The sequence below is a fragment of the Acetobacter fabarum genome, assembly GCF_040702925.2.
In the GTDB taxonomy this organism is placed as follows: domain Bacteria; phylum Pseudomonadota; class Alphaproteobacteria; order Acetobacterales; family Acetobacteraceae; genus Acetobacter; species Acetobacter fabarum_B.
In genome coordinates this window covers 107255-132508 of record NZ_JBFCXX020000002.1, presented here as the reverse complement: position 1 = coordinate 132508, position 25254 = coordinate 107255, and the positions used below count along the sequence as shown (strand labels likewise).

Genomic DNA, 25254 nt, shown 5'->3' with positions numbered 1-25254 from the left:
CGACATATGCACACATCCCCCTTGATTGTGCTGCTGCGCCTTCCAATCTTAGAGGTGTCAACACGACAGACCCTGCCTTCCATTGCCACAAAGCGGGATGGGGCAAGGCCTTCAGTCGCCTACGATAAAGGGACAAGAGGGATATTATGGATATTGCAAAATTTACCGAACGCTCACGCGGTTTTCTGCAGGCAGCACAGACCATTGCCCTGCGCGATTTTAACCAGCAGCTTACTCCTGAGCACCTGCTTAAAGCCATGCTCGATGACGAGGAAGGCGCTGCATCGGCCCTGATCCGTGCAGCCGGAGGCAACCCCGATGCGGTTCGTGCCGCCAACGAGCAGGCACTGGCCAAACTGCCCAAGGTACAGGGTGGGGGTGCTGGCCAGCCAGCAGCCACCCCGGACTTGGTACGCGCACTGGATTCCGCCGAACAGATCGCCCAGAAGGCAGGCGACAGCTTTGTCGCGCAGGACCGCCTGCTGGTGGCCCTTGCCGCAACCAGCAGCGCGGCGGGTGAGGCGCTCAAAACCAACGGCGCTACCCCCGATGCGCTGGAAAAAGCCATAGCCACCATCCGCAAGGGACGCACAGTGACCAGCGAAAACGCTGAAGCCAATTTTGACGCGCTGAAGAAATATGCGCGGGACGTGACCGAAGTTGCCCAGCAGGGCAAGCTTGACCCGGTTATTGGCCGGGATGAGGAAATCCGCCGCGCCATTCAGGTTCTGGCCCGCCGCAGCAAGAACAACCCTGTGCTTATTGGCGAACCCGGTGTGGGTAAGACCGCCATTGTGGAAGGTCTGGCCCAGCGTATTGTCAATGGCGATGTGCCCGAAGCGCTGAAAAACAAAAAACTCCTCTCGCTCGACATGGGCGCGCTGGTGGCCGGTGCCAAATATCGCGGTGAGTTTGAAGAACGCCTGAAAGCCGTGCTCAAGGAAATTGAGTCCGCTGAAGGGCAGGTCATCCTGTTCATTGATGAAATGCACACACTGGTCGGCGCAGGCCGGACCGATGGGGCCATGGATGCGTCCAACCTGATCAAGCCAGAACTGGCGCGCGGCACGCTGCACTGCATTGGCGCCACCACGCTGGACGAATACCGCAAGTATATTGAAAAAGATGCAGCACTCGCCCGCCGCTTCCAGCCCGTTTACGTGGGCGAACCTTCCGTGCCCGATACCATTTCCATCCTGCGCGGGATCAAGGAAAAATACGAACTGCACCATGGCGTGCGCATTACCGATGGCGCACTGGTCGCCGCGGCAACCCTGTCCAACCGCTACATCACGGACCGCTTTCTGCCCGACAAGGCCATCGACCTGATAGACGAGGCCGCAAGCCGGCTGCGTATGCAGATCGACAGCAAACCCGAAGAACTGGACGAACTGGACCGCCGCATTATCCAGCTCAAGATCGAGCGGGAAGCGCTGCGCAAGGAAGACGACACCGCAAGCAAGGACCGTCTGGTATCCGTTGAGGCCGAACTGGCTGATCTGGAAGAAAAATCCAACACGCTCAGTGCCACATGGCATGCGGAAAAAGACCGCGTGCATGCGGTGCAGAAATTGCAGGAACAGCTTGATCAGGCCCGCTCCGATGTGGAAGTGGCCCAGCGCAAGGGCGACCTGCAACGTGCTTCCGAACTGATGTATGGCGTTATTCCCAACCTGCAAAGCCAGATTGCCAGCGCCCAGCAGACGGAGGAACAGGAAGCAAAAAGTGCGAACCTTGTCTCCGAAGCGGTAACGGATCAGGGCATTGCCTCGGTTGTCTCGCGCTGGACGGGTGTGCCCGTGGACCGGATGCTGGAAGGCGAACGTGCCAAACTGCTGCGGATGGAAGACGAACTGCGCAAATCCGTTGTGGGGCAGGAACCCGCTCTGCGTGCGGTCGCCAACGCCGTGCGCCGTGCCCGCGCCGGTTTGCAGGACCCCAACCGCCCGATCGGTTCGTTCCTGTTCCTCGGCCCAACGGGTGTTGGCAAAACGGAGCTGACCAAGGCGCTCGCCCGCTTCCTGTTTGATGATGACAAGGCCCTGCTGCGGATTGACATGAGCGAGTTCATGGAAAAGCACGCCGTAGCCCGCCTGATTGGCGCACCTCCGGGGTATGTGGGGTATGAGGAAGGTGGCGTGCTGACTGAAGCCGTGCGCCGCCGCCCTTATCAGGTCATCCTGTTTGACGAGGTGGAAAAAGCGCATGAAGATGTGTTCAACATTCTGCTGCAAGTGCTCGATGATGGCCGCCTGACCGATGGTCAGGGCCGCACGGTGGACTTCCGCAATACGCTGATCATCCTGACCAGCAACCTCGGCTCCGAATATCTGGCCAACCAGCCGGATGGGGATACCCCAGCCATGGTGCAGGCGCAGGTCATGAAGGTGGTGCGTGAGCACTTCCGCCCCGAGTTCCTGAACCGTCTGGATGAGGTTATCCTCTTCTCGCGCCTCCAGCGGGTGGATATGGCCAAGATTGTGGATATTCAGGTCAGCCGCCTGCAAAAACTGCTCGAAGACCGCAAGATCAGCCTGCATCTGGATAATCTGGCCGAAACCTGGCTGGCGAATGAAGGATACGACCCGGTTTATGGTGCGCGCCCCCTTAAAAGGGTTATCCAGCGCAGCCTGCAAAACCCGCTGGCCGGACAGTTGCTTGAAGGCACGATCCATGACGGCGAGACCGTCAATATTTCTGCCAACGGGGATAGCCTGCTGATAAACGGTCAGGCCGCCACAGAGCCTGAACCTGCCTACTGACCCGGATACCCCGGCCTGTTAGCAGCACGTAAAAAAACGGGAGGGCGCGTGCCTTCCCGTTTTTTATTGAAAAGAGAGGAACACAACCATGTCCGAGCCTGAATGGCTCATCTGGGCCAGAGAGGTTCAGGCCATTGCCCAAACCGGACTGACCTTTGCCAAAGATCCGTTTGACCGCGAACGCTATGAAATGCTGCGCACGCTGGCCGCCAAGGTTATGGCCCGTGGCAGTGGTGCCCCCCTCCAGCAGATAGAAAACCTGTTTGCCCGGCAGGCAGGTTACGCCACCCCCAAGCTGGAAGTGCGCACCGGGGTGTTTGATACCCAGAACCGCCTGCTCATGGTGCGCGAAGTGCTGGACCAGAACCGCTGGACCGTGCCCGGTGGCTGGGCGGATGTAAACCTGAGCGCATCGGAATCCGCCGCCAAGGAAGTGCGGGAAGAAACCGGCTACACGGTACGCATGACCCGCCTTGCCATGGTGCTGGACCGGGCAAAACAGGGACATGAACCGCCTGAGGCTTTTTCGATCATCAAGCTGTTTTTTCTGGGAGAACTCACCGGCGGGTCTCCCACCACCAGCATTGAAACCAGCGAGGTCCGGTTTTTTGCACGCAACGAAATCCCGCACGACCTCTCAACCGGGCGTATCTCACGCCAGCAGATCGACCGGCTGTTTGCACACCACGCCGACCTGAGCCTGCCAACCGAATTTGACTGATTAAAAGCGCTTGCCCGGCCGAATCAGACTGACTGATCCACCGGGTAGGACACCCTCCAGCTACACACTATGCAATCTGGGGCGTAATGTTCTGGAACTGCCGCTCAAAACGCGCACGGTCTTCTGCCAGCAGGCGTACGGTAATATCCGCCTCTTCCTCCCGGTCGGTGCGGCCTATGACCTCACCATGCTGGTACAGCCATGCCAGAGCGGCACCATCGGCCAGTGGCAGGGCGTAGCTCACCATTTCCATCCCCGATGTAATGCGCTGGTCAATACGGGCCAGAAGCCGGTCCAGCCCATCGCCCGTAATGGCAGAAATGGCAACGCTTTCATCCCCCTGCGGGGCTGCTGCGTGTTCGCCCAGCAGGTCCACCTTGTTCAGCACTTCAATCACGCGGCTTGGCCAGTCCTGCTCAAGCATGTTGTCCTTGGCCATGCTTTGCAAAACACCCAGCACGTCTTTTTTCTGGGTCGCGCTATCGGGGTGGGCAATGTCACGCACATGCAGGATAATGTCAGCTTCCGCCACTTCTTCCAGCGTGGCGCGGAAGGCGGCAATCAGCTCCGTTGGCAGGTCGCTGATAAAACCCACCGTATCCGATAGAATAACCTGCCGCCCCGATGGTAGCTCAATGGCGCGCATGGTCGGGTCCAGCGTGGCAAACAACTGGTCCTGCGCATAAACGGTGGCCCCGGTCAGGGCGTTGAACAGGGTGGATTTACCCGCATTGGTGTAGCCCACAAGAGCCACAACGGGGAACGGCACGCGTTTGCGGGCCTGCCTGTGCAGCCCGCGTGTGCGGCGCACCTGCTCCAGATCCTTTTTAAGGCGCACAATGCGCTCGCCAATCATGCGGCGGTCAGCTTCGATCTGGGTTTCACCCGGACCACCCAGAAAGCCAAAACCACCACGCTGGCGCTCAAGGTGGGTCCACAACCGCACAAGGCGGGAGCGCTGGTATTCCAGATGCGCCAGTTCGACCTGTAATGTCCCTTCCCGCGTGGCGGCACGGGCACCAAAAATATCCAGAATAAGGCCGGTCCGGTCGATCACCTTGCAGCCGAACTCGGTTTCCAGATTACGCTGCTGGGCGGGGGTCAGTTTGGTATCCACCACCAGCACGTCAATATTGTCGGCCTTGACGGCTATTCTGAGGGAATCGATCTGCCCCTTGCCCAGCAATGTGGCCGAGCGGCGCATACGCAGCAGAAGAACAGCTTTACGGACAATAACCAGACCAATGGACGCCGTCAGGCCAACAGCTTCTTCCAGCCGGGCCTCTGCGGCCCTGACGTCCTGCCCATGGGCTGAGCGCTCCCACGGCAGAATAACGGCAGCACGCGTTGCAACCGTTTGTTTTTTCTCAGTAAAACTCGTCGCCAAGAGATGGTTCCTTGTCCGCCTTTGCGCCCGCTACGGTGGAGTCTGCAATATCTACGGGAATGCTGGGCATAACAGTGCTGATGGCATGTTTGTAAATAAGCTGGGTCTGCTCATCCCGCCGGAGAAGCACCACCTGATCATCAAACCACGTAATAAAACCCTGAAGTTTGACACCATTGACCAGAAATACGGTCACAGCCGCCCGGGAACGGCGAATCTGGCCTAAAAATGCATCCTGCACATTATGTGCACTCTCTTTTTCCACTGTGTGCGACCCTATTCCATTTTCTTTTTCTTGGGAGCCAGATCCAACGCCTGCCCTGACTCGCAACAACTCACTGATCAGCCAGTGTTCCGTTCGTCCGATGTTACACCAAGCTGCTTGAGTTTACGATGCAAAGCGCTCCGCTCCATGCCCACAAACAGCGCTGTGCGGCTTATGTTCCCTCCAAATCGTAATAATTGTGCCTGAAGGTACTGGGTTTCAAACAGATCCCGCGCCTCGCGCAGTGGCAGGCTCATGACATCGGTCGCGGCATCAAACTTTAACAGCCCCGGTGCGTTCTCCCCTATTGTGGAAGGCAGCATGTCCGCACGGATCAGATCCTGGCTGCTGCCGGGCTGCATGATCAGCACCCGTTCCATCAGGTTGCGCAGTTCACGCACATTGCCCGGCCAGTCATACGCCTGCAGCACAGCCACCGCATCGGGCGACAGATCGCGCGAGGGCAGGCCTGCCATTTCCGCCGCACGATGCAGGAACAGTGTTGCCAGACCGGGAATATCGTCCCGCCGCTCCTTGAGGGCTGGCATCCGCAAGGGCACCACCGCCAGACGGTAATACAGGTCCTCGCGGAAGCGCCCGCCTATGATTTCGGCCTGAAGGTCGCGGTTGGTGGTCGCCAGTACGCGCACATCCACCTTAACGCGGGAGCCCCCACCCAGCCGTTCAAAGGTCTGGTCCTGCAGGGCGCGGACAATTTTGCCCTGCGTTTCCAGCGGCATATCCGCCACCTCATCCAGCAGCAGGGTGCCACCATGGGCGCGTTCAAGCACGCCTGTGCGGCGGCCAACACCATCCACCCCACCTTCCAGCCCGAACAGCTCCTCCTCAAACCGGCCCGGAGCCAGCGTGGCGCAGTTGAGCGCTACAAAAGGCCCATCCGTCCGGCGGGAGCGGGCATGAATCATGCGGGCAGCCACCTCCTTGCCCGAGCCCGGACCACCGCTGATCAGCACGCGTGAGCCGGTGGGGGCCACCTTTTCTATCTGGTTGCGGATGGCCACAATCTGGGCACTGTTGCCGTACAGGTCTGCATCCTGCCCGGCGCGCAGGCGCAGCTCCTCGTTTTCACGCGCAAGGCGCGATGCCTCAAGCGCGCGGCGGACAATGACCAACAGCCGATCGGCCTGAAACGGTTTTTCTATAAAATCGTAGGCACCATGCTGCAGAGCCGCCACGGCGGTTTCGATCGTGCCATGGCCCGAAATCATGACCACGGGCACGGAGGCTTCCTCCGCCTTCATGGTCTGCAGGATTTCCAGCCCGTCCATATCCGAGCCCTGCAACCACACGTCCAGAATGACCAGAGACGGCCTGCGAACCCGAAAAGCCGCCAGCGCTGCCTCGGAACTGGAGGCAACGCGGGCCTCATACCCTTCATCACACAGAATGCCTTCAATCAGCATCCGGATGTCGGGTTCGTCATCAACGATCAGGATTTCATGCGCCATGGTCGTCTTTCACCGGCAAAACCAGAGTAGCCACAGTTCCCTTCTCTCCTGCCCTGTCTTCCAGACGGACCGTTCCACCATGATCTTCCATGATTTTTTTCACAATAGCCAATCCCAGCCCCGTTCCTTTGGCTTTGTGCGTGACGTAGGGCTCGGCCAGACGGTTCCTGTCATCTTCGGGAAGTCCCACCCCGTTGTCGGCCACGACAATAGCAATGGTTTCCTCTTCCTGCGCAATACGCACCCATACCTCTCCCTTGGGAGCCACCTCCTGCCCGGATGCATCAGCCTGCCGGGGAAGCATGGCAATGGCGTCCGCCGCATTTTGCAGCAGATTGATCAAGGCCTGACTGATAAGCCGCCGGTCACACCGAACCCATGGTCCATGCTGTGGCAGATCAAGGTGATACGAAATCTCATGGTGGGCGTTACGTTGCAGGATGAGCACCTCCTGCGCAATACGGGAAAGGTTCTCATCCTTCATAACGGGCTGCGGCATACGGGCAAAAGCCGAAAATTCGTCCACCATGCGTCCGATATCCCCCACCTGACGCACAATTGTATCCGCGCATTGGGCGAACGTATCGGGGTCGGAGGTGATTTCCTTCAAAAAACGGCGTTTGAGCCGCTCGGCCGCAAGCTGGATAGGGGTAAGCGGATTCTTGATCTCATGCGCGATGCGGCGGGCCACATCCGCCCAGGCCGCCTTGCGCTGGGCCTGTTGCAGGGCTGTAATGTCATCAAATGTCATGACATACCCTTCGGTAACAGTGCCGCGCAGTTCCGCCCCCACGCGCACAAGCAGGGTGCGCTGGCTGGTGGCATGGCCAATCTGGATTTCACGCGTGAACACGGTCTCGGGCGAGAGGGTGATCTCCTCAAGCAACCCGGCAAATTCCGGCACACGGGTTGCCAGAAGCTCGCCCGTGGCATCCGCCAGATTGGTCTGGAGCAGCACGCTGGCGGCACGGTTGGGCAGTTCGATCCGCTGTTCCACGTCCAGCCCGATCACCCCTGCGGACACGCCCGACAGGACGGCCTCGGTAAAGCGCCTGCGTTCATTGATCTGCCCATACGCCAGCATCAGTTCCGAACGCTGGCTGTCCAGTTCCTCCGTCATGCGGTTAAAGGCGCGGGACAGGCTTGCCACTTCATCATCCCGGTCGGTTTCGGGCACATGGACACGCAGGTCACCTTCACTCACCCTGCGGGCAGCCATGCTCAGCAGGCCAAGCGGGCGGGCAATCTGGTTGGCCAGCGCAAAGCCGATCAGGGCGGCAACAGCCAGCACCAGCAGCGCCACCAGAACAAAGATCATGACAAAGGTGAGCTGGATCTTGGCCTTGTTGCGGTTAAGGTGTTTGTAGTCCGCCACCACTTTTTCCGTCCGGTGCATATGATCCAGAATGGACGGATCAACCAGCCGGGTAATCACCAGCATGAGTGTAGGCGTTTGTGACAGTTCCACAACCGCACGCACCGTGCGCTCATCCGGGGAATCCAGAATAGCCACATCGTTGGAACGTGCCATAAGCGTGGCCGCGGGCGGGGGCAGGTCCTGCAGGTAGCCTGTCCGGCTCATCAGCCCGCCAGCCGCCACAACACGGTTGGTAATGGGGTCGTACACCAGAGCTTCGGTCAGCCCGCGTATGGTCGCCTGACTGTCGAGCATCTGGGACAGGGCATCATGGTCCTGCAACAGTTCCATGCCGCTGGCGGCCAGTTCGTTCTGCGCGCTCATGATGTAATTGGACATCGAGAACGCATCTGTACGGATATTGGCGTTATGCTCCTGCAAATATCCGCGCGATGCCTGCAAGGCCTCGTTCAGTGCCGTGTTGACCCTATCGGAAAACCAGATCTGTATGCCGTAATGGAAAAACAGGGTGGCAAACACACCCACCACCACCGTAGGGGCAACAGCCACAATGCCAAACAGGGTAACAAGGCGCACATGCAAGCGCGTGCCCGCCAGCCCCTTGCGATATTCCACCAGAATAGGCCAGCCACGTACCCCCATGGCCAGCAGCAGAAGCAGCAGCACCAGCCCGTTCACTACCAGTACCAACGGCTCGAGCACGGCGTAATGCCCAAAGGACATACCACCCGAAAGCACAACAAATGTTGCAAACACAAGGCACAGCGCCAGAGCCACAAGTGTTACGGCAACGCTCCTGCGCTCAAGCGCACGCAGCAGCCAATGCAGGCCTGCGCGCGAAAACAGGTGGGAAAAGGAGAAACGTGGTGCGTTGGTCATACCTGTGGCTAGACTACGCCACGCACAACGGGAATCTCAAGATCACGTATTTTCTTACGCAAGGTATTCCTGTTCAACCCCAACATGGCGGCGGCCTTGATCTGGTTGCCCCGTGTTTCCGTCAACGTCATCTGGATCAGTGGACGTTCCACCTCAGCAATAATACGGGCATGCAGATCATGCAACGGCATACCTTCCCGCCCCGCTTCCAGGTAACGGGCGATATGGCGCGAGACTGAATCGACCAGAGGTTCGGCCACCTGCCGGCAATCTGGCACAAAATCTTTCCCCTGAGGGTCAGCCAGTTCTGCATCCACCAGATCGGCTGTAATGGTCTCCTGCGAATACAGGGCCATAATGCGGCGGATCAGGTTTTCCAGTTCCCGCACATTGCCCGGCCAGCGCCATGCCTGCAGGCGGATCATGGCCTCCTCATCCAGCGTCCGGTACCCCCCCCCTGCCTCGCGGCACTGGGCCAGAAAATGGCGGGCAAGGAGGGGGATGTCCTCCCGTCGTTCCCGCAGGGGGGGCAGGCGCAGGGGCACCACGTTCAGGCGGTAATACAGATCCTCACGGAAAGTACCGGCCTGTATGGCCTGCCGTAAGTCCCTGTGGGTTGCGGCCACAATCCGCACATCGGCATGCAGGGGGGTGGAGCCACCTACGGTTGTAAACTCCCCTTCCTGTAACACGCGCAAAAGGCGGGTCTGGGCTTCCTGTGGCATATCCCCGATCTCATCAAGGAAAAGCGTGCCACCCGATGCCTGCTCAAACCGACCGGGCATGCGGCCCAGATTGCCACCACGCTCGTAGCCGAACAGTTCGCTCTCAATCTGCTCACGCGGGATGGCGGCCATGTTGACGGCAATAAACGGACCACTGCGGCGGCGGCCATATTCGTGCAGGGCACGGGCCACCAATTCCTTGCCGGTACCGCTCTCCCCCGAGATCATCACGGTCAGGTCCGAGGTCGTCAGTCTGGCAATGCTGCGGTAGATGCCCTGCATGACCACGGATTGCCCGATCAGTGGCAGCCGTTCCTCCGGTGTCTGCGGGGATGCGGGTTTTTCCGCCTCCTGTACCGGAGTGGTCAGCGCACGCGCCACAACCGCGAGCAGTTCCTTCAGGTCAAACGGCTTGGCCAGATATTCAAACGCGCCGCGCTGCGTGGCCTTTACGGCGGTTGTCAGCGTGGATTGGGCGCTCATGACAATAACCCGCAGGTCCGGCCGGATCTGGCGGATGCGCGTTACCAGTTCCAGCCCGTTGCCATCGGGCATGGCCACATCGGTAATGACCAGATCGCCCTCCCCTTCCTGCACCCACTGCCACAGGGTGGACGCATAGGGCGTGACCTGAACCTGATAACCCGCGCGACCAAGCGCCTGCCCCAGCACGGTACGGATGGACCGGTCATCATCAGCAACGAGAATGGTGGGCAGTGGCGTCATGCGTTTGGAACCAGAGGAATAACAACAGGGAGAGGCTTATCAGGCGCGGGCAACCCCAAGGTCAAGACAGTCCGCCCCTTTCTTCCGCCAGCGGAAGAAAAAGACTGATCTCCGTTCGGCCCGGTCGGCTTTCAACTTCCATCACTCCGCCGTGGTCATCCATCACCTTACCCACCAGCGCCAGTCCCAGCCCGCTGCCGTTGACCTTGGTGGAAACAAAGGGTTCAAACAGATGCGGCCTGACTGTTTCCGAAATACCGGGCCCTGTGTCCCTTATGGTCACCACCAGCGGCAGATGCCGCCACTGGGTTGTGCCTGGAGCAGTCACGCGAATACCCGGCCGGTAACTGGTCATCAGGGTAATATCCCCTTTTTTGCCGGTCTCATGCAGAGCTTCCGCCGCATTCTTGACCAGATTGAGCAGCACCTGCACCAGCCTGTCCCGGTCCCCCCATACATGGGGAAGTGAAGGATCATACTGCTCTATAATCCGCAGGTCCCTGGCAAAACCGTTGCTGGCCAGCAGCTTTACGTGTTCGAGCAGGCGGTGGATGTTCAGGGCGCGGTAGTCCATCTGCGCCTCGCCAAACATGCCCATGCGCTCGACCAGCGCATCTATGCGGTCCACCTCATCACAGATCAGGGTAGCCAGATCACGGTCTGCATCTCCCACGGCCTGCTCCAGCAACTGGGCCGCCCCCTTGATGCCTGAAAGCGGGTTGCGCACCTCATGCGCCAGCATGGCCGCCATGCCCGACACACTCCGCGCCGCCGAGCGATAGACCTGCTGCTGGTCCAGCACCCGTGCGGTGGACGGCAGATGGAAGGTGAGCAGCAGATGCCCCGGATGGTCCAGCACCTCAGCCCCCTGCACGCTCACCCCCTCGTGGTGAAAACGTGGGGAACTGAACAGGAGATCATGCTCGGTCACACTCCCCCCACGCTGGCGCAGGTGGGCAAGCAGCAGATAAATCGGGTGGTCGGGTGGTGCAATTTCGGCCATGCCGCCAGCCCTGATCTGCTGGCGGGACATACCAAAAAACTCCTCCGCCGCCATATTGAGCGCCAGAACAGCATTCCCTGCCCCGATCTCAAGCAACGGAACAGGCAGGCTGTCCAGTAGAAGCGCCGCGTCAGGCTCTGCCCTGTCTGGCGCTTTTGTGCTCACGCCGCGTAAGCCTGTTCGTGCTGGCGCGCGGCTTCCTGGCGGGAGGCACGCGGTTCCCGCTGTGCACCGGTGGCAATCTGCTGGTCATAGAACTCGGCAATCCGGGTTATGGCTTCATCCGGCGTTTCCACCTTGTTGAAGACAGCACGGAATGCCGCCGAAGCAGGCAGCCCGGCCGAATACCAGGACACATGCTTGCGGGCCAGACGCAGGCCGGGGCGTGGGCCAAAATGCTCCAGCATCATGTTATAATGCTCCAGCACAATGGCTTTTTCCTGTTCCAGTGCGGGGTCTGGCATCTCCTCCCCCGTACGCAGGGCATGGGCAACCTGCGCCAGAAACCACGGTCGCCCGTAGCATCCGCGCCCGATCATCACCCCATCAGCGCCGGACTGGGCCAGTGCGTTGCGGGCATCGGCTGTGGTCAGGATATCCCCGTTGACAATAACGGGCAGGTCCACCGCGTTTTTAACATTGCGCACAAACGCCCAGTCCGCCGTGCCGTTATAAAACTGCTGACGGGTGCGCCCGTGCACCGTAATCATGCGAATACCCGCGTCCTGCGCAATACGGGCCAGTACGGGGGCGTTAAGGTGCTCATGATCCCAGCCCATGCGCATTTTGAGCGTGACAGGCACAGACACGGCCTTGACTACCGTTTGCAGCATGCGTTGTGCCGCGGCCTCGTCCCGCATCAGGGCGGAGCCTGCCATCTGCCCCACGGCGACCTTTTTAACCGGGCAGCCAAAATTAATGTCGATCAGGTCCGCCCCACGGTCCACGGCAATGCGGGCAGCCTCGGCCATGGCCTGCGGGTCGCACCCGGCCAGCTGCACGGCATTGGGGCCACCGGCATCGGCCACTTCGGCCATGCGCAGGGTGGTATCGTTCTCACGCACCATTGCCCATGAGGCAATCATTTCGGAAACAACAAGGCCAGCCCCAAGCCTGCGGACCAACCGCCGGAATGGCAGGTCAGTCACGCCAGACATGGGCGCCAGAATTACTGGCGTATCAAGAACAACACCGCCCAGATCAATCGGACGCAGCAGAGGTTGCGTTTGCACAGTCATTTCCATTTGCCTACGAATTAGGCAGAAATACCGGTCCACGCGCCCCTGTGCAATGTTTTTTCGCCGTCAGTGACGCTGCGCGGTTTTACGGCACCAGAACGCTGACGGTAGCCGCACAGGCAATGCCTTCTTCCCGCCCGGTAAAGCCCAGCCGTTCAGACGTTGTGGCCTTGACCGAAATACGGTCCACATCCACTTCCAGCAGTGCGGCAAGGCGCTCCCGCATGGCCTGCGCGTGGGGGCCAATTTTTGGGCGTTCGCAAATCAGGGTCAGGTCGGCATTGACCAGCATACCCCCCCGCGCGCGAATACGCTGACCGGCATGGATAAGAAAGCGCGCGCTATCCGCATCCTTCCACTCGTTCTGGCTGGGGGGGAAATGCCTGCCGATGTCACCTTCGGCCAGTGCGCCATAAATGGCGTCACACAGCGCATGGATACCCACATCGGCATCCGAATGACCGGCCAGACCATGCGTGTGGGGAATGGTAATGCCGCACATGATCAGCGGACGCCCTTCCTCAAAGGCATGCACATCATACCCAAGGCCCACACGCGGCAGCAATGTGGGGCCAATCAGCCTTTCAAGACGCACCAGATCAGCCTCGTATGTCAGTTTGATATTATCTTCATCGCCCGGCACAAGTGCCACGCTAAAGCCGGACTCCTCAAGCAGCTTGGCGTCATCCGTGGCATTGAGCGAGGCCGCTGCGCGGTGCAGGTCCAAAAACAGGCCAAAACGGAAGCCCTGAGGGGTTTGCGCACGGAACAGATGCTCGCGCGAGACGGTGCCATCAATCACACCGTCTTTTTCACGCTTGAGCGTATCGGCCACGGGCACGGCGGGAATAGCCCCCGGATGTTCCGCCAGAGCCGCCACAACATTGGCCACCAGTTGCCCGGTAACATAAGGGCGTGCGCCATCATGCACCAGAACCAGATCGGGCTTTTGCTCCGGTGGCAGGGCGTCCAGCGCCTCCAGCCCGGCGCGCACGCTGGCCTGCCGGGTTTGACCACCCTGCACGGGCGGCAGAACAGCCAGCCCCTGCAATGCGTCATTCAGGGAGGAAGGATCCCCCACCGGCTGAATAGAGGAGACATGCGGCAGAAGAGCCTCTGCGGCGTGTCGGATAACGGGCTGGCCAGCAAGCAGCACATACTGCTTGGGCGTGGCGCACCCCGTGGTGGCGGCATAGCGGCTGCCTGTACCGGCAGCCAGTAGAATGACAGCTACTCGCATGTCCGAAGCAATGAGGCCACGCCCCTGCCCCGTCAAGCCTGAAAATGGGAAAGAGAGGCATCCCCCACAACACGGTTCCTACCGTGCGGCGGGCAGCACTCTGCACGCTGGCGCACACCCTCAGCGTCCCCGCAAGAAGCGCAGGTTACGGCAGCCCCCACACGCGGGGGTTGCCACCCTGATGGCCGCAAGGGCAGGTGCTCAGACCCGAGGCTGCGCAAACCCACCCCACCACCAGACCGGTCTGCCCCTTTAAAGAGCGGCATCCCCTGTCTCACGCGTGCGGATGCGGATGACACGAGTGAGATCGCTGACAAAAATCTTGCCGTCCCCGATCTTGCCCGTATGCGCTGCATCCAGAATCGCTTCCAGAACCTGGTCAAGCAGGGCATCGCTTACAGCGACCTCCACCTTGATCTTGGGCAGGAAGCTGATCCGGTATTCAGCTCCACGGTAAATTTCCGTCTGCCCTTTCTGGCGACCAAACCCCTTGACTTCCGAGACAGTAATCCCCTGAACACCCAGCGGCGCAAGCGCTTCGCGGACATCATCGAGTTTAAAGGGCTTTATAATGGCGGTAATCAGCTTCATACTGCCTGCAACTCCCTGCTGCAAAACATTTCCATGACGTTACGATGTTGGCACAGTTAAACACCAATTGCCAAGAGCTTTGATGCACCTCAAGGCAAGACGGCTGGTTTTGTCGCAAAGGAGGGCGCATAGAGGGGGCATGATCCGCAACAGCCTATGCGGCTTTCCGGGCGCGCCGCCTGCCAGATGTGTGAATGTTAAGGAAAAAACCGCATGAGCCCAATCTCCCCCGACGCCACGGCAGAACACGCCAGCACCCACCACCCGCATGTGGCGGACGTGGATGTGTGCATTATCGGCGCGGGGCCAGTTGGTGCCGCTCTGGCGTGCCGTCTGGCACGTGGCGGCATGCGGGTGGCTGTGGTGGACAAGGCGGCCCTGCCCCCCATGGAACACCCGGATCTGGACGGGCGCGCCTACGCCATTGCCGCAGGTCCCAAGGAGTTTCTGGAAACTGCCGGGGTGTGGGACCTGCTCCCCGCCGCCTCCTGCCCGATTGAGGAAATTCTGGTCACAGATGGCAGGCCGGGTGAACCCGCATCCTCCCTTTTTCTCGAATTCACGCGAGAAGATGCTTCACAGCCTTTTGGCTGGATGGTGGAAGCCCGCGCCCTGCGCGTGGCACTGAACAAATGCCTGAGCACCACACCGGGCGTAACCGTTCTGGCCCCCGCGGAAGCAAAAATTACCCGCACGGCGCAAAATGCGCATGTGCAGCTTCAGGATGGCCGCAGCTTTAACGCCCGGCTGATTGTGGCCGCCGATGGCCGCCGCAGCCGCCTGCGCTCAGAAGCCGGTATCCCCCTGACCCGCCTGCCCTACGGGCAGACCGCCATTGTGTGCGCCATTGCCCATGAGTTCCCGCACGACAACAGCGCGCTGGAACACTTCCTCCCCGCTGGCCCGTTTGCGCAACTCCCCATGACAGGCACGGACGAACACCCCTACATGTCCGCCATTGTGTGGAGCGACAAGGACGGCATAGCCGAACGCTTTGCCGCCCTGCCCGACGAGGCCTTTGCCCGTCAGGTGGAACGCCGCATGGGCAATACCCGCCTTGGCCGTGTAACACCTGTGGGCCGCCGCTGGACTTACCCGCTCTCCGCCCAGTATGCTGCGCGTTATACAGATACACGACTCATGCTGGTGGGGGATGCCGCACACGGGATTCACCCCATCGCAGGTCAGGGGCTTAACCTTGGTTACCGGGATGTCATTCACCTGAGCCCGCTGCTGCTGGACATCCACGCGCAGGGCAAGGACCCTGGTGCCCCCGCAGTGCTTGCGCGTTATCAGGCCTTGTGTCGCCCAGCCAATATGCTCATGCTGGCGGCAACAGATGCGCTGGACAGACTGTTCAGTAACAACAACCCGGTCCTCCGTCTGGCGCGTGATCTGGGTATTGCGGGCGTGCATCGCTTTCCTGCCCTGCGGAAAGCTTTTGTAAAGCACGCCATGGGTTTGTAGTTACGGAGTAGCCGGGATGCAGGATGGTAACGTTGCCGCAGTCAATTCCAGTCATTTTGAAGAAAGCAGCATGATGTGCGCGCCACAGCTTACTGTGCTGTGGCGGCAGATGACGCAGGAAGCATGCAGTTGCTATGACCCACTGGTGCGCGGCCTTCTGGCGACCGGCGTACGAAGCCATTCCAGTTTTGCCTCGGCTCTGGCTGCCCTGATTGGCCGCAAACTGGGGGACCGGTCCGTTGCCGCCGATGCACTTTCCGAACTGGTGAAGGAAGGCTTTGACGAAGAGCCTGATCTTGTATGCGCCGCCGCCGCCGACCTGCTGGCCATTCGGGAACGGGACCCGGCCTGCCCGGATTTTGTAACCCCATTCCTGTTCTTCAAAGGCTATCACGCGGTGCAGACCTACCGGGTGGCGCGCTGGCTCTGGCTGTCGGAACGGCGGCATCTGGCCCTGCATCTGCAAAGCCGTGCATCGGAACTGTTCGGGGTGGATATTCACCCAGCAGCACAGCTCGGCCGCCGCATTCTGTTTGACCACGGCACCGGCATTGTGGTGGGGGAGACATCCATTATTGAAGACGATGTTTCCATTCTGCAAAATGTGACCCTTGGTGGCACGGGCAAACATTCCGGGGACCGCCACCCCAAGGTGCGCCGGGGCGTGCTGATTGGCGCCGGCGCCAAAGTCCTTGGCAATATTGAAATTGGCGAAGGCGCCAAGATTGGCGCAGGCTCCATTGTGCTTGAGCCCGTACCCCCCTTTACCACCGTGGTAGGTAACCCCGCCCGCAAGGTGGGTGTGCGCCACAAGGGCATGCCTGCTCTGGACATGGACCAGACACTCCCCCCTATTGATTACATTATCTGACACTCAGGCCATGGGGGCACGTGCTACGGCGCCCTGCCCCATATACCTTGCCCAGCCCACTATTGGCACGATGCTTTACCCAGCCCCGTGGCACAGTACGGCCCCAGACAGTCCGGCGCAGAGCGGACACAAAAAGGGCGGAGCCTGATCCCTCACCCTGACAGGATTTTTACAGATAAAACTGGTGCGCCCTATTGGATTCGAACCAATGACCCACAGCTTAGAAGGCTGTTGCTCTATCCAACTGAGCTAAGGGCGCGAAAAGCCTCCCATCCCGCATACAGGGGATGGAGGCTGAAATTCAGTGCGTCCAGTTCTGGATCCGGTTGTAGCCGAAGTTATCGGCATAAACCTTGGGACGACGGTGCCGCTGCACTGGCTGTTCCACCTCATAAGCAATCTGCTCATGCTGGGCGTAAGCCTCGGCAGCCTCGCGGCTGTCAAACAGAAGGCGGAGCTGGGAACGGGTATCCGCGCTACCGGTCCACCCCATAAGGGCATCCTGCCTGCGTGGAGCGCCCTGACCGTATTCAAACACCCATTTACGAGTGCCTGCCAGACCGGACTGCCCTGCTGGCTTGGACTGCTGATAAATACGCGCTGGCATTACGTGCCTCCCGCTTTATTTATGGTCGGGGCGCCCGGACTCGAACCGGGGGCCTCGTGTACCCAAAACACGCGCGCTACCAGGCTGCGCCACGCCCCGAACAAGCGGGAAACTAGGCGTCTAATTATAAACTGGCAACCCTGTTGCGCTAAAAAAATTACTCCGCACACTCTTTTTTATTGCTGACCAGAGGCGGCACGAACAGCGGAGCCGTATCCCACGGAAAAAGAACCCACGTATCCTGCGGAACTTCCGTAATAAACAGATCAGTCAAGGGTTTACCGGCAGGTTTGGCATACAGGCAGGCAAAATAGGCTTTGGGCAGACACTCGCGCACAAAGCGTGCAGTGACGCCGGAATCGACCAGATCATCAATAATCAGGAACCCTTCCCCATCTCCTGCGGCCTCTGGTGCCTTGATAATCTGGGGCCGGCCCATTTCTTCTTCGTCATAGGTCACGACGGAGATGGTCTCGATCAACCGGCACCCCAGTTCCCGGGCAGCAATGGCTGCGGGAATTAACCCGCCACGGGTAACCGCCACAATACCTTTAAAGGGCATTCTGGGCATAAGGGCCGCCGCCAGCGCCCGTGCATCCCTATGCAGTTGCTCCCATGTTACCGTGGCATAATGCACAGCCATAAACACCATCCTTTAACAATCACGCCGCAGGCCGGGTTGCCCCCTGCCTTTATGCGCCCTCTTTAGCAGGAAGATGCACCAGTTCCTACAGAGTGTTGCACACCCGCAATCACCCCTTTGTCAGACCCCGGTCAAAACCAGAGTTGCATAGAGGCAGGGCGGATCAGTCCTCATCCTCCCCACCGGGGGTATCACCGATCCGTTCCAGATATTCGGGTTCGCCGTAATCGCCTGTGTCTTCATCCACATCCATGCGCACGACCACAGCCCCGGCAACATGCAGGATACCGGCCCGGATTTTATCCACACGCCTGCGCGCATCTTCCACGTTCGGGCACACAATGGGTGCTCCGGCCCGCAATACCCCGCCCTGCCATACAAATGGCTGAAACACGATCCGCTCTGCTACCGCCATGTTAGCCTTCCACACGCAATGCGTTCTTTGTTTGTTCTATCACATATGCAGCGCTTGGCAAAGGCGATAATACACGCAGCCAATAAGCATGTTGTTACCGTTGTACGGTGCACCCAGCCGCCATATGGGGGAGCGGCATGCCATACAGCTCCCCGTACCGTGCGGCAAACACATCGCGCTCCAGCCGTTCACAATAATCCAAGTAACGGATCAATGCTTTTTCAGCCCGTGCCGTGCGGCCATAACTCCGTTTGTAATGCCGCCAGAGCATAAGCACATTCACGGACCATACATCGTAACTATGCCGGGTTACGCGCTGGCGTATGCTGGGGGGCAAGGCATCCAACGCCTGCCAGTCATTGCCGTCATACCTGCGCCAGACCTCGTGCCGTAAAGTGCGTTCGTTACTGGGGGCTGGCGCGCGGGTCATGGCTCCAAGGGCTCCGCGGGCTCCATCTGCCATGCAGGGAACGGGTCTGGCAGGTTTGCAAACATGCTTCCGTCGAAAAGAGCTTGCCCGATATCGGGCACAAGGCAGGCGTTCAATGCAGCGCGCATGGCGGCCTCGTCCATATCGACCGTGCCGATAAACACCAGTTCCTGCCGGCGATCGCCAAAAACCCGGTCCCATCTGGAAACCAGCATCTCCTGCCATTCCGTATCTTCCGGCCAATGCTCAGGAGGAATGGCAACCCACCAGTGCCCGGCGGCCTGTGTTTGCACCAGAGCACCAGCCTGCCCCAGTTCGCCCACCCACATGGGTCTGGTCGCCAGCCAGAAATACCCCTTTCCGCGCACAACACCCGGCCAGGCATGATCTATAAAAGCCTTGAATTTTTCAGGAATAAACGGGCGGCGCGCCCTAAAAACAAAACTGAGGATACCGTATTCATCCGTTTCGGGCACATGGTCTGCAAACCCATAAAGCTCTTTATACCATAATGGGTTTTTGTGAGCTTTTTCGTAATCAAATCGGTGCGTATTCAAAACCCTGTCCAACGGCACCACGGAATTGTCTGTTTCCACAATATCGGCATCAGGGTTCAGGCTCATAATAATCTGGCGGGCGGCTACGCGCTGTTCGGGCGTAGCGCTGGAAACCTTGTTGAGCACAACAACATCTGCAAATTCAATCTGCTCCACCAGCAGGGAAACCAGAGCGCGCGCATCGTCCTCCCCCGCGATTTCCCCCCGATCCTTGAGAAAATCGGTTGAACCGTAATCGTTCAGAAGGTTAACCGCATCCACAACGGTTACCATGGTATCCAGCCGGGCTATGTCCATCAGACTGGCACCGGCTGCGTCGCGGAACTCAAACGTGGCGGCAATAGGCAAAGGTTCCGCAATACCGGTTGATTCCACCAAAAGGTAATCAAACCGCCCATCTTCAGCCAGCCTGCGTACCTCCTGCAACAGGTCATCACGTAAGGTACAGCAGATGCAGCCGTTGCTCATTTCCACCAGTTTTTCATCCGTGCGGGAGAGGTTGCTCCCACCACGCACCAGATCAGCGTCTATGTTCACATCGCTCATGTCATTCACAATGACCGCGACCCTGCGGCCCGTGCGGTTATTCAGAATGTAATTGAGCAAGGTTGTTTTTCCGGCTCCAAGAAAACCGGACAAAACGGTAACAGGCAATCTGACGGGCATGGGAGGACCTTATTATTGCGGCACACTCCCTCCGGTATATACGTTATGATATAACATTACAATTAAAGCTTGCAATTAAAGCGCCTGTCCGCAGGCAAAGCAGGCCCATGCAGCCATGCCCTGCCCGCCTATACCCGCTTTATGGCGCGCTGAGATGCGTATAAAGAATAGAGCAACCTATGCCGATCAACGCACACCCGCCCAGAATTTCTGCGTAACGGCCAATCCACACACTGGCATGCCGGCCAATAATCACCCCCATTGTGGCCACAACGGTTGTAATACCGCCAATAACCAGACAGGCGGACAGAATATTCACCTGCATGACACCCAGACTAACCCCAACAGCCGTTGCATCGATACTGGTGGCCAGTGCGGTTGTGACCAGACCGAGCACCCCACGCCGCGGCGGCGCCTGATCCACAACCTGCTCTGGCTGGGCCTGCTCTCCCCCCCGCACGGCAAGGCGGATCATGTTGCCACCAATGGCCAGCAGCAGGCCAAAGGCAATCCAGTGGTCAACCGCTGCAATCCATGTGCTGAGTGCCAACCCCAGAACCCAGCCGATGACTGGTGTTATGGCTTCAAAAAAACCAAAGACCGCGCCTATACGCACGGCGTCGTTCAAACGGGCATTCTGCTCGCTTGCCCCTTTGCCAACAGCCGCGGCAAAGGCATCCACCGACAGGCTGAGCCCCAGAACGCCCAGCGTGAAAAAACCAGTCATGAGAAGTCCACGGGCCGCAAGAAACACAAACAGCAGACAGAAATCCCCCGGCCACAACTGGGACTTCCTCCGCCGTTGGTCTTGCCTGGCGTTTTTTGCAAAACGCTGCCTCCACCATGGCCCTAAGGCCAAGTATGTTGATGAAGGCCCCTCAAAACTGAGGGTAACTACTCCCCAAGGACTGCGCGATGCCTACCAAGTGCCGGGCAGGATTGCAACCCTGTGTTTATCCGCTTTTCATCCACAGGCTTACCCACGCAAGCATCCTCAGAATCTGTGGATAATATATTAAAGCCCGTACCGGCCGAGGGGGAGGGACAGCCCCTTCGGATTGCCCCCCCCCTTTACTCTGTAAACAGTCCACCACCACGCCACACAACGCGACCAACAATCCGGACGGGATAGCTGCCATCCCGGATTATCTGCTGTGCTTCCTGAGCGTTGATCTCATCGGTGGGATAACGCGGGTTATCACTCATGACCAACAGATTACCATTTGCACGCAGAGAAAGTCTTTTTACCAGAAGCTGGTCCCCGACTCTCAAAGCATAGACACCACCTGTAAAAATGTCTTTATCCATCAAATCAAACACAACACTGTCGCCAGAAAATATCGCAGGCTCCATGCTGTCTCCACGCACGGTAAAACTGACCAGTCTGCGTGATCTGGTTTTAAGATGTTCCGGTAAAAGAGAGGCGCTTATCTGGAAGGATATGCTTTCTTCGGCATAGACTGAAGAAACACCATGCCCGATTGATAACTCTATGTCATAGCCGGGGATATGCATGAGTTCTGAAGGTGTTTTTTGTCTACATGCCACGTCGTTACGGCATGCATTGGGCTGATCGCCGAACAGCAGCCATTGCAGGTCCACATCGCATGCCTGTGCGATCTGCTCTGCGATCCCGATTTTCCACTCTCTTCCGTTCATGTAACCGCTAAGAGTGGTCGTACCGACGTTTGCCGCCACAGCGACATGAGCCAGTCCCCCAGCGTTCTTTACAGCCTGCTTCAGGCGCAAAAAACGTGAAAGATCATCCCGCTTACGGTCCACCTCTGGAAAATCACCGATTTCGGTGTTTTTCATGCTCATTTTTGTGAGGTTTCTGACGCTTTCCAGTGTTTATCCACAAGATATCCACTGAAAATGCGTAGGCACCAACCGAAAACGATTGACGTAATTCGGTGTGTCGCTATCTTCACGTTAGTTCCTCCGTTCATAACAGGCGCGGTTGGACGAAAAAAAGAGGCCGGGGGGCAACCGACCTCAAAACTCAGGGAGTCCACTTATGGCACAAAAGCCATCAGGGATGCACGCAGAGGATATTAACGCCAAACTTCGTAAGTGGTTTAAATCTCTCGTTACACTCCCCCGTTACATGGGGAAGAAGCTCAGTTCCGTGAGCTCCAGAATCAGTCACTCCGGGCATTCTGGTTTTATAAAAAGGAAATTGCCTCCCCTCAGGGTAAAGCCCTTTGCGAGGGTTGGAATCGGGACCAGTTCCATACGTACGGAGCACCTGCTTCGTCCGCGTGTTGAGAGCCCGGATGCATAGCATGGCGTGCGGTTGCCGTTTCCGTGGACATAATGCCTTACCCGGCGTTAGAGTATTTTCACCCTTCTTTCCCACACGCGTGAACATCTGCGCAGACTCCATCTATACACATAATCTTTATCCGTTCTGCAATAATGAATGAAATTATGGTGTATAATCGCACGACATTCCTGCAGAGTTCCCAAACCGTAATTGAAAAATTCTAACATCTTCTCTATTTTGCATAGAGTCTTAGGAATAAAAGAGATTATTTTGCTCCATTCCCTCGCATCTCGGATCATCTTTGTCGGTTTCATCGTCAGCGTTAATCTGATCTGTCTTTCCGTACTGCTGCTCTCCGCCTCCAACAGCATGATCTCCAGCTTTGAATGGAATGCCCACAGACAAAAAATTACCGAAGTTGTCACCGAAACCCTGTCTGATCTGCGAGAGGCCCAGGCTGAGGAACGTGGCTACCTGCTCACCACGGACCCTTCCTTCGCCAAGGGTTTTGACGATCGCGTTGCCGCTGCCTTCGCCAAGGTCAATCTGCTTGAACAGCTGGTGCAGGATAACCCCATCCAGCATGAACGGGCACAAAGCCTGCAAATTGCCACCAATGAGCGGCTGGATACCCTGACCAAACAGATCGCTCTGGCCCGTCAGGGCCGGTTTGATGAGGCGCGGTCACGGGTTATCGTCGGGCAGGGGCGTGTAGACATGGCCATTATTGCTCAAAAGGCCGATGAAATCCGGCAGGCAGAACAGGAGCTACTGATTGCGCGGGAAGCCACGGCAAGAGCGCACGCAACATGGAACAGGAATCTGGTCATTGGTGGATGCCTGATTATTGTCCTGCTGGTAAACGGCCTTCTGTATTTTGTGCTCAATGGCATGCGCCGTTCCGTCAGCCAGATTACGCGCGCCATGTCCGACTTCGGGAATGGCAACCGCACCGTACGTGTGGACCCCCAGATGGGTTGCACGGAGTTTGATATTCTGGCCCATGGCTACAACACCATGGCCGAACGGCTGGATGCCAGCCATGCAGGCGCAGGAAGCCAGCGACTATAAGCTGCTTCAGGCCAATGCCGAACTCAAACGCAACAACGAAGCCATGGAACTGCTGGGGGAAATGGCTCACCGCCTTCAGGCTGCCCGCACCAGCAGCGAACTTTCTGCCATTATCTGCGCTTTTGTGCCCCGCGTACTGCCCGGCATCCCCGGCGCGCTATACACACATAACCACACCACCAACCAGCTTGAACGCATTGCACACTGGGGCAGCCGTACGCCCGTCGGTCGTGATGGCCTGCACCCTTCGTCGTGCTGGGCGCTGCGACTGGGGCAGAGTCACTCCGTCAACTCTCCCGGCGGAGATGTAATCTGCCAGCATGTTGATAGCAATATCTGCATCTACCATTGCGAACCCCTGTTCGCGAGTGGCGAAGTTGTAGGGCTTTTGTATCTGCAAAGCCATGTGGCGGAAGAAAACCGCTTCCGCCTTGTTGCACTGGTGGAAAACATTGCCTCTGCTCTGGTTAACCAGAACCTGCAGAAAGACCTGCTTGAACAGACAATCCATGACCCGCTAACCGGGCTATACAACCGCCGCTACATGGAAGACGCCCTGAACGCAGAAATTGCCACAGCCAGCCGGAACAATACTCCGCTAAGCCTGATTATGGCCGATATTGATCATTTCAAACGCATCAACGATGAGTTCGGGCACGATGCGGGGGACATGGTCCTGCGCACCTTTGCCAATGAAATCCAGAACTCTTTCAGAAGCAATGACATTGTATGCCGGTTTGGTGGAGAGGAGTTCCTGATTATTACAACCTATCACCCGCTGAACTCGCTCATCCAGCGGGTGGAAGACCTGCGGTTGAACCTGTCGCGGCTGGAGTTGCATTATAATGGTCAGGCTCTGGGCAAAATCACCATGTCATTCGGTGTGACCACGTGGGACAAATCCTTACCAACAGAAACAACCGCCATTATCCGCAAGGCTGACGCGGCTCTTTATCAGGCCAAAAAAGACGGGCGGGATCGTATTGTTGTCGGCTGACATCTGCCACATGCGCGACAATACCGGAGCGCAAACCCTCCCGCCCTCTTGATCTCCCGCCCGATCCAACCCACTTCTGAGCCGGAGCAGAATACCGTCTGACGCGTCAGGCTACCGCAATGTAGCATCGGCCACCATGTCAGGCGGCATACGATACGCAGGACAATAACGGGAAACACAGGAAAAAGTTCATGGACCTTCTGCATATTCTCAAGCATCGCCATACAACCAAGGCATATGACAAAGACCGCAAAATACCCGCTCCCATTGTAGCGCAACTGCTGGAAGCCCTGCGTTACAGCCCCTCCTCCGTCAACTCCCAGCCGTGGCACTTTTTTGTGGCCGACACGGACGAAGGCAAAGCCCGTATTGCCAAATCCACCAGCGGTACCTTTGCCTTTAATATCTCTCGTGTCATGGATGCCTCACACGTTATTGTACTGAGCGCACGCAACACGCTACCGCCAGAGTACCTGCAAACCATTGCGGATCAGGAACAGGCCGATGGCCGCTATGTCGATGCGGATGCCCGCGCACTGTCCCATAAAGGCCGCTCAGGGTTTGTCGGGCTGCATGAGCAGGCAGGAGACCTGCCCGCATGGACACAAAAACAGACTTATATTGCACAGGGTTTCCTGCTTCTGTCTGCAGCACTTCTTGGCGTGGATGCCACTCCCATGGAAGGTTTTGATGCCGCCATTCTGAGCAAGGAACTGGAACTGGAGGAAAAAGGCCTGTCACCAGCCGTTCTTGTGGCCCTTGGCTACCATTCGGATGCTGACTTCAATGCCAAGCTCCCCAAATCCCGCCTGCCCGAGAAAGCCATCTTCTCCCATATCTGACAGCACTCCCCTCCTGCGTCTGAAACACCTTGATCAGG

General features: G+C 58.3%; 23 protein-coding genes, 2 tRNA genes and 1 riboswitch. Of the genes, 7 read left to right on the top strand and 18 right to left on the bottom strand.

Going from position 1 to position 25254, the window contains the following annotated elements:
- Window positions 1–146 precede the first annotated feature (146 nt).
- Entirely contained in the window at window positions 147–2762 is a 2616-nt protein-coding gene (clpB, locus tag AB2L51_RS02990; protein ID WP_395581349.1) for an ATP-dependent chaperone ClpB, read from the top strand.
- A gap of 88 nt (window positions 2763–2850) precedes the next feature.
- Complete coding sequence (locus AB2L51_RS02985) at window positions 2851–3483, top strand: NUDIX hydrolase (protein WP_395581350.1); 633 nt, start codon at window positions 2851–2853, stop codon at window positions 3481–3483.
- 67 nt (window positions 3484–3550) lie between these two features.
- Here the strand turns inward: AB2L51_RS02985 and hflX are convergent, their stop codons facing one another.
- The 9 genes from hflX to AB2L51_RS02940 form a co-directional block, all read right to left on the bottom strand.
- Window positions 3551–4870 carry a GTPase HflX gene (gene hflX / locus AB2L51_RS02980; protein ID WP_395581351.1) on the bottom strand — a complete coding sequence of 440 codons (1320 nt, stop codon included), beginning with the start codon at window positions 4868–4870 and terminating at the stop codon, window positions 3551–3553.
- Window positions 4851–5135 carry an RNA chaperone Hfq gene (gene hfq, locus AB2L51_RS02975; protein ID WP_395581352.1) on the bottom strand — a complete coding sequence of 95 codons (285 nt, stop codon included), beginning with the start codon at window positions 5133–5135 and terminating at the stop codon, window positions 4851–4853. The genes hflX and hfq overlap by 20 nt, the downstream gene beginning before the upstream one ends.
- Window positions 5136–5212: 77 nt before the next feature.
- Window positions 5213–6604 carry a nitrogen assimilation response regulator NtrX gene (gene ntrX, locus AB2L51_RS02970; protein ID WP_166112492.1) on the bottom strand — a complete coding sequence of 464 codons (1392 nt, stop codon included), beginning with the start codon at window positions 6602–6604 and terminating at the stop codon, window positions 5213–5215.
- On the bottom strand, window positions 6594–8861 hold the full coding sequence (locus tag AB2L51_RS02965; protein WP_395581353.1) for a sensor histidine kinase NtrY-like: 2268 nt from the start codon (window positions 8859–8861) through the stop codon (window positions 6594–6596). The genes ntrX and AB2L51_RS02965 overlap by 11 nt, the downstream gene beginning before the upstream one ends.
- A gap of 8 nt (window positions 8862–8869) precedes the next feature.
- The gene (gene ntrC, locus AB2L51_RS02960; RefSeq protein WP_395581354.1) at window positions 8870–10312 is read right to left on the bottom strand and encodes a nitrogen regulation protein NR(I); all 1443 of its coding nucleotides are present in this window, start codon (window positions 10310–10312) and stop codon (window positions 8870–8872) included.
- Window positions 10313–10373: 61 nt separating this feature from the next.
- The gene (locus tag AB2L51_RS02955) at window positions 10374–11480 is read right to left on the bottom strand and encodes a two-component system sensor histidine kinase NtrB (RefSeq protein WP_395581355.1); all 1107 of its coding nucleotides are present in this window, start codon (window positions 11478–11480) and stop codon (window positions 10374–10376) included.
- On the bottom strand, window positions 11477–12547 hold the full coding sequence (gene dusB, locus AB2L51_RS02950) for a tRNA dihydrouridine synthase DusB (RefSeq protein ID WP_395581356.1): 1071 nt from the start codon (window positions 12545–12547) through the stop codon (window positions 11477–11479). Before dusB ends, AB2L51_RS02955 begins: the two co-directional genes overlap by 4 nt.
- Before the next feature lie 91 nt (window positions 12548–12638).
- Window positions 12639–13793: a 2-C-methyl-D-erythritol 2,4-cyclodiphosphate synthase gene (ispF, locus tag AB2L51_RS02945; RefSeq protein WP_395581357.1), complete on the bottom strand. Its 1155-nt coding sequence runs from the start codon at window positions 13791–13793 to the stop codon at window positions 12639–12641.
- A 252-nt stretch (window positions 13794–14045) separates the two neighbouring features.
- A complete protein-coding gene (locus AB2L51_RS02940) occupies window positions 14046–14384 on the bottom strand; it encodes a P-II family nitrogen regulator (RefSeq protein ID WP_025828032.1) in 339 nt (112 codons plus the stop codon).
- A gap of 213 nt (window positions 14385–14597) precedes the next feature.
- On the opposite strand from AB2L51_RS02940, the gene AB2L51_RS02935 reads away from it, so the two are divergent.
- Window positions 14598–15851: a UbiH/UbiF/VisC/COQ6 family ubiquinone biosynthesis hydroxylase gene (locus AB2L51_RS02935; protein ID WP_395581358.1), complete on the top strand. Its 1254-nt coding sequence runs from the start codon at window positions 14598–14600 to the stop codon at window positions 15849–15851.
- Between the two features lie 70 nt (window positions 15852–15921).
- Window positions 15922–16722, top strand: a complete 801-nt coding sequence (gene cysE / locus AB2L51_RS02930; protein WP_395581459.1) for a serine O-acetyltransferase — start codon at window positions 15922–15924, stop codon at window positions 16720–16722.
- A gap of 182 nt (window positions 16723–16904) precedes the next feature.
- Here cysE and AB2L51_RS02925 read toward each other — a convergent pair.
- From AB2L51_RS02925 to AB2L51_RS02885, 9 genes are all read right to left on the bottom strand, one after another.
- Window positions 16905–16981 (bottom strand) — tRNA-Arg (locus tag AB2L51_RS02925).
- A 42-nt stretch (window positions 16982–17023) separates the two neighbouring features.
- A complete protein-coding gene (locus AB2L51_RS02920) occupies window positions 17024–17329 on the bottom strand; it encodes an ETC complex I subunit (RefSeq protein WP_395581359.1) in 306 nt (101 codons plus the stop codon).
- A 22-nt stretch (window positions 17330–17351) separates the two neighbouring features.
- Window positions 17352–17428, bottom strand: a tRNA-Pro gene (locus AB2L51_RS02915).
- 58 nt (window positions 17429–17486) lie between these two features.
- Entirely contained in the window at window positions 17487–17972 is a 486-nt protein-coding gene (gene gpt, locus AB2L51_RS02910; RefSeq protein ID WP_395581360.1) for a xanthine phosphoribosyltransferase, read from the bottom strand.
- A 163-nt stretch (window positions 17973–18135) separates the two neighbouring features.
- Window positions 18136–18387, bottom strand: a complete 252-nt coding sequence (locus AB2L51_RS02905) for a hypothetical protein (RefSeq protein WP_395581361.1) — start codon at window positions 18385–18387, stop codon at window positions 18136–18138.
- Between the two features lie 94 nt (window positions 18388–18481).
- Entirely contained in the window at window positions 18482–18817 is a 336-nt protein-coding gene (locus AB2L51_RS02900) for a DUF6525 family protein (protein WP_395581362.1), read from the bottom strand.
- Complete coding sequence (locus AB2L51_RS02895; protein WP_395581363.1) at window positions 18814–20040, bottom strand: GTP-binding protein; 1227 nt, start codon at window positions 20038–20040, stop codon at window positions 18814–18816. The genes AB2L51_RS02900 and AB2L51_RS02895 overlap by 4 nt, the downstream gene beginning before the upstream one ends.
- A gap of 139 nt (window positions 20041–20179) precedes the next feature.
- Window positions 20180–20767, bottom strand: coding sequence for a manganese efflux pump MntP (locus AB2L51_RS02890; RefSeq protein WP_395581364.1), 588 nt, complete (start codon window positions 20765–20767; stop codon window positions 20180–20182).
- Between the two features lie 87 nt (window positions 20768–20854).
- A riboswitch (yybP-ykoY riboswitch) is annotated at window positions 20855–20955 on the bottom strand.
- Between the two features lie 156 nt (window positions 20956–21111).
- Window positions 21112–21855 carry a LexA family transcriptional regulator gene (locus AB2L51_RS02885; protein ID WP_400920640.1) on the bottom strand — a complete coding sequence of 248 codons (744 nt, stop codon included), beginning with the start codon at window positions 21853–21855 and terminating at the stop codon, window positions 21112–21114.
- Between the two features lie 721 nt (window positions 21856–22576).
- Between AB2L51_RS02885 and AB2L51_RS02880 the strand changes: the two genes are divergently transcribed.
- The 3 genes from AB2L51_RS02880 to nfsB all read left to right on the top strand — a co-directional run bounded on the left by AB2L51_RS02880 (window position 22577) and on the right by nfsB (window position 25216).
- Window positions 22577–23377 (top strand): CHASE3 domain-containing protein, encoded by an 801-nt coding sequence (locus tag AB2L51_RS02880; protein WP_395581366.1) that lies wholly within the window; start codon window positions 22577–22579, stop codon window positions 23375–23377.
- A complete protein-coding gene (locus AB2L51_RS02875; protein ID WP_395581367.1) occupies window positions 23310–24374 on the top strand; it encodes a GGDEF domain-containing protein in 1065 nt (354 codons plus the stop codon). Before AB2L51_RS02880 ends, AB2L51_RS02875 begins: the two co-directional genes overlap by 68 nt.
- Before the next feature lie 191 nt (window positions 24375–24565).
- On the top strand, window positions 24566–25216 hold the full coding sequence (gene nfsB, locus AB2L51_RS02870; RefSeq protein ID WP_395581368.1) for an oxygen-insensitive NAD(P)H nitroreductase: 651 nt from the start codon (window positions 24566–24568) through the stop codon (window positions 25214–25216).
- Window positions 25217–25254 lie beyond the last annotated feature (38 nt).

Coding starts and splice junctions, on each gene's coding strand:
- ntrC (WP_395581354.1), bottom strand. CDS start 10,312: ATGACGCCACTGCCCACCATTCTCGTTGCTGATGATGACCGGTCCATC.
- AB2L51_RS02885 (WP_400920640.1), bottom strand. CDS start 21,855: ATGAAAAACACCGAAATCGGTGATTTTCCAGAGGTGGACCGTAAGCGG.
- gpt (WP_395581360.1), bottom strand. CDS start 17,972: ATGGCTGTGCATTATGCCACGGTAACATGGGAGCAACTGCATAGGGAT.
- AB2L51_RS02935 (WP_395581358.1), top strand. CDS start 14,598: ATGAGCCCAATCTCCCCCGACGCCACGGCAGAACACGCCAGCACCCAC.
- nfsB (WP_395581368.1), top strand. CDS start 24,566: ATGGACCTTCTGCATATTCTCAAGCATCGCCATACAACCAAGGCATAT.
- AB2L51_RS02985 (WP_395581350.1), top strand. CDS start 2,851: ATGTCCGAGCCTGAATGGCTCATCTGGGCCAGAGAGGTTCAGGCCATT.
- AB2L51_RS02905 (WP_395581361.1), bottom strand. CDS start 18,387: ATGGCGGTAGCAGAGCGGATCGTGTTTCAGCCATTTGTATGGCAGGGC.
- AB2L51_RS02920 (WP_395581359.1), bottom strand. CDS start 17,329: ATGCCAGCGCGTATTTATCAGCAGTCCAAGCCAGCAGGGCAGTCCGGT.
- AB2L51_RS02940 (WP_025828032.1), bottom strand. CDS start 14,384: ATGAAGCTGATTACCGCCATTATAAAGCCCTTTAAACTCGATGATGTC.
- AB2L51_RS02965 (WP_395581353.1), bottom strand. CDS start 8,861: ATGACCAACGCACCACGTTTCTCCTTTTCCCACCTGTTTTCGCGCGCA.
- clpB (WP_395581349.1), top strand. CDS start 147: ATGGATATTGCAAAATTTACCGAACGCTCACGCGGTTTTCTGCAGGCA.
- ntrX (WP_166112492.1), bottom strand. CDS start 6,604: ATGGCGCATGAAATCCTGATCGTTGATGACGAACCCGACATCCGGATG.
- cysE (WP_395581459.1), top strand. CDS start 15,922: ATGATGTGCGCGCCACAGCTTACTGTGCTGTGGCGGCAGATGACGCAG.
- AB2L51_RS02875 (WP_395581367.1), top strand. CDS start 23,310: ATGGCTACAACACCATGGCCGAACGGCTGGATGCCAGCCATGCAGGCG.
- AB2L51_RS02900 (WP_395581362.1), bottom strand. CDS start 18,817: ATGACCCGCGCGCCAGCCCCCAGTAACGAACGCACTTTACGGCACGAG.
- AB2L51_RS02890 (WP_395581364.1), bottom strand. CDS start 20,767: ATGACTGGTTTTTTCACGCTGGGCGTTCTGGGGCTCAGCCTGTCGGTG.
- AB2L51_RS02895 (WP_395581363.1), bottom strand. CDS start 20,040: ATGCCCGTCAGATTGCCTGTTACCGTTTTGTCCGGTTTTCTTGGAGCC.
- ispF (WP_395581357.1), bottom strand. CDS start 13,793: ATGCGAGTAGCTGTCATTCTACTGGCTGCCGGTACAGGCAGCCGCTAT.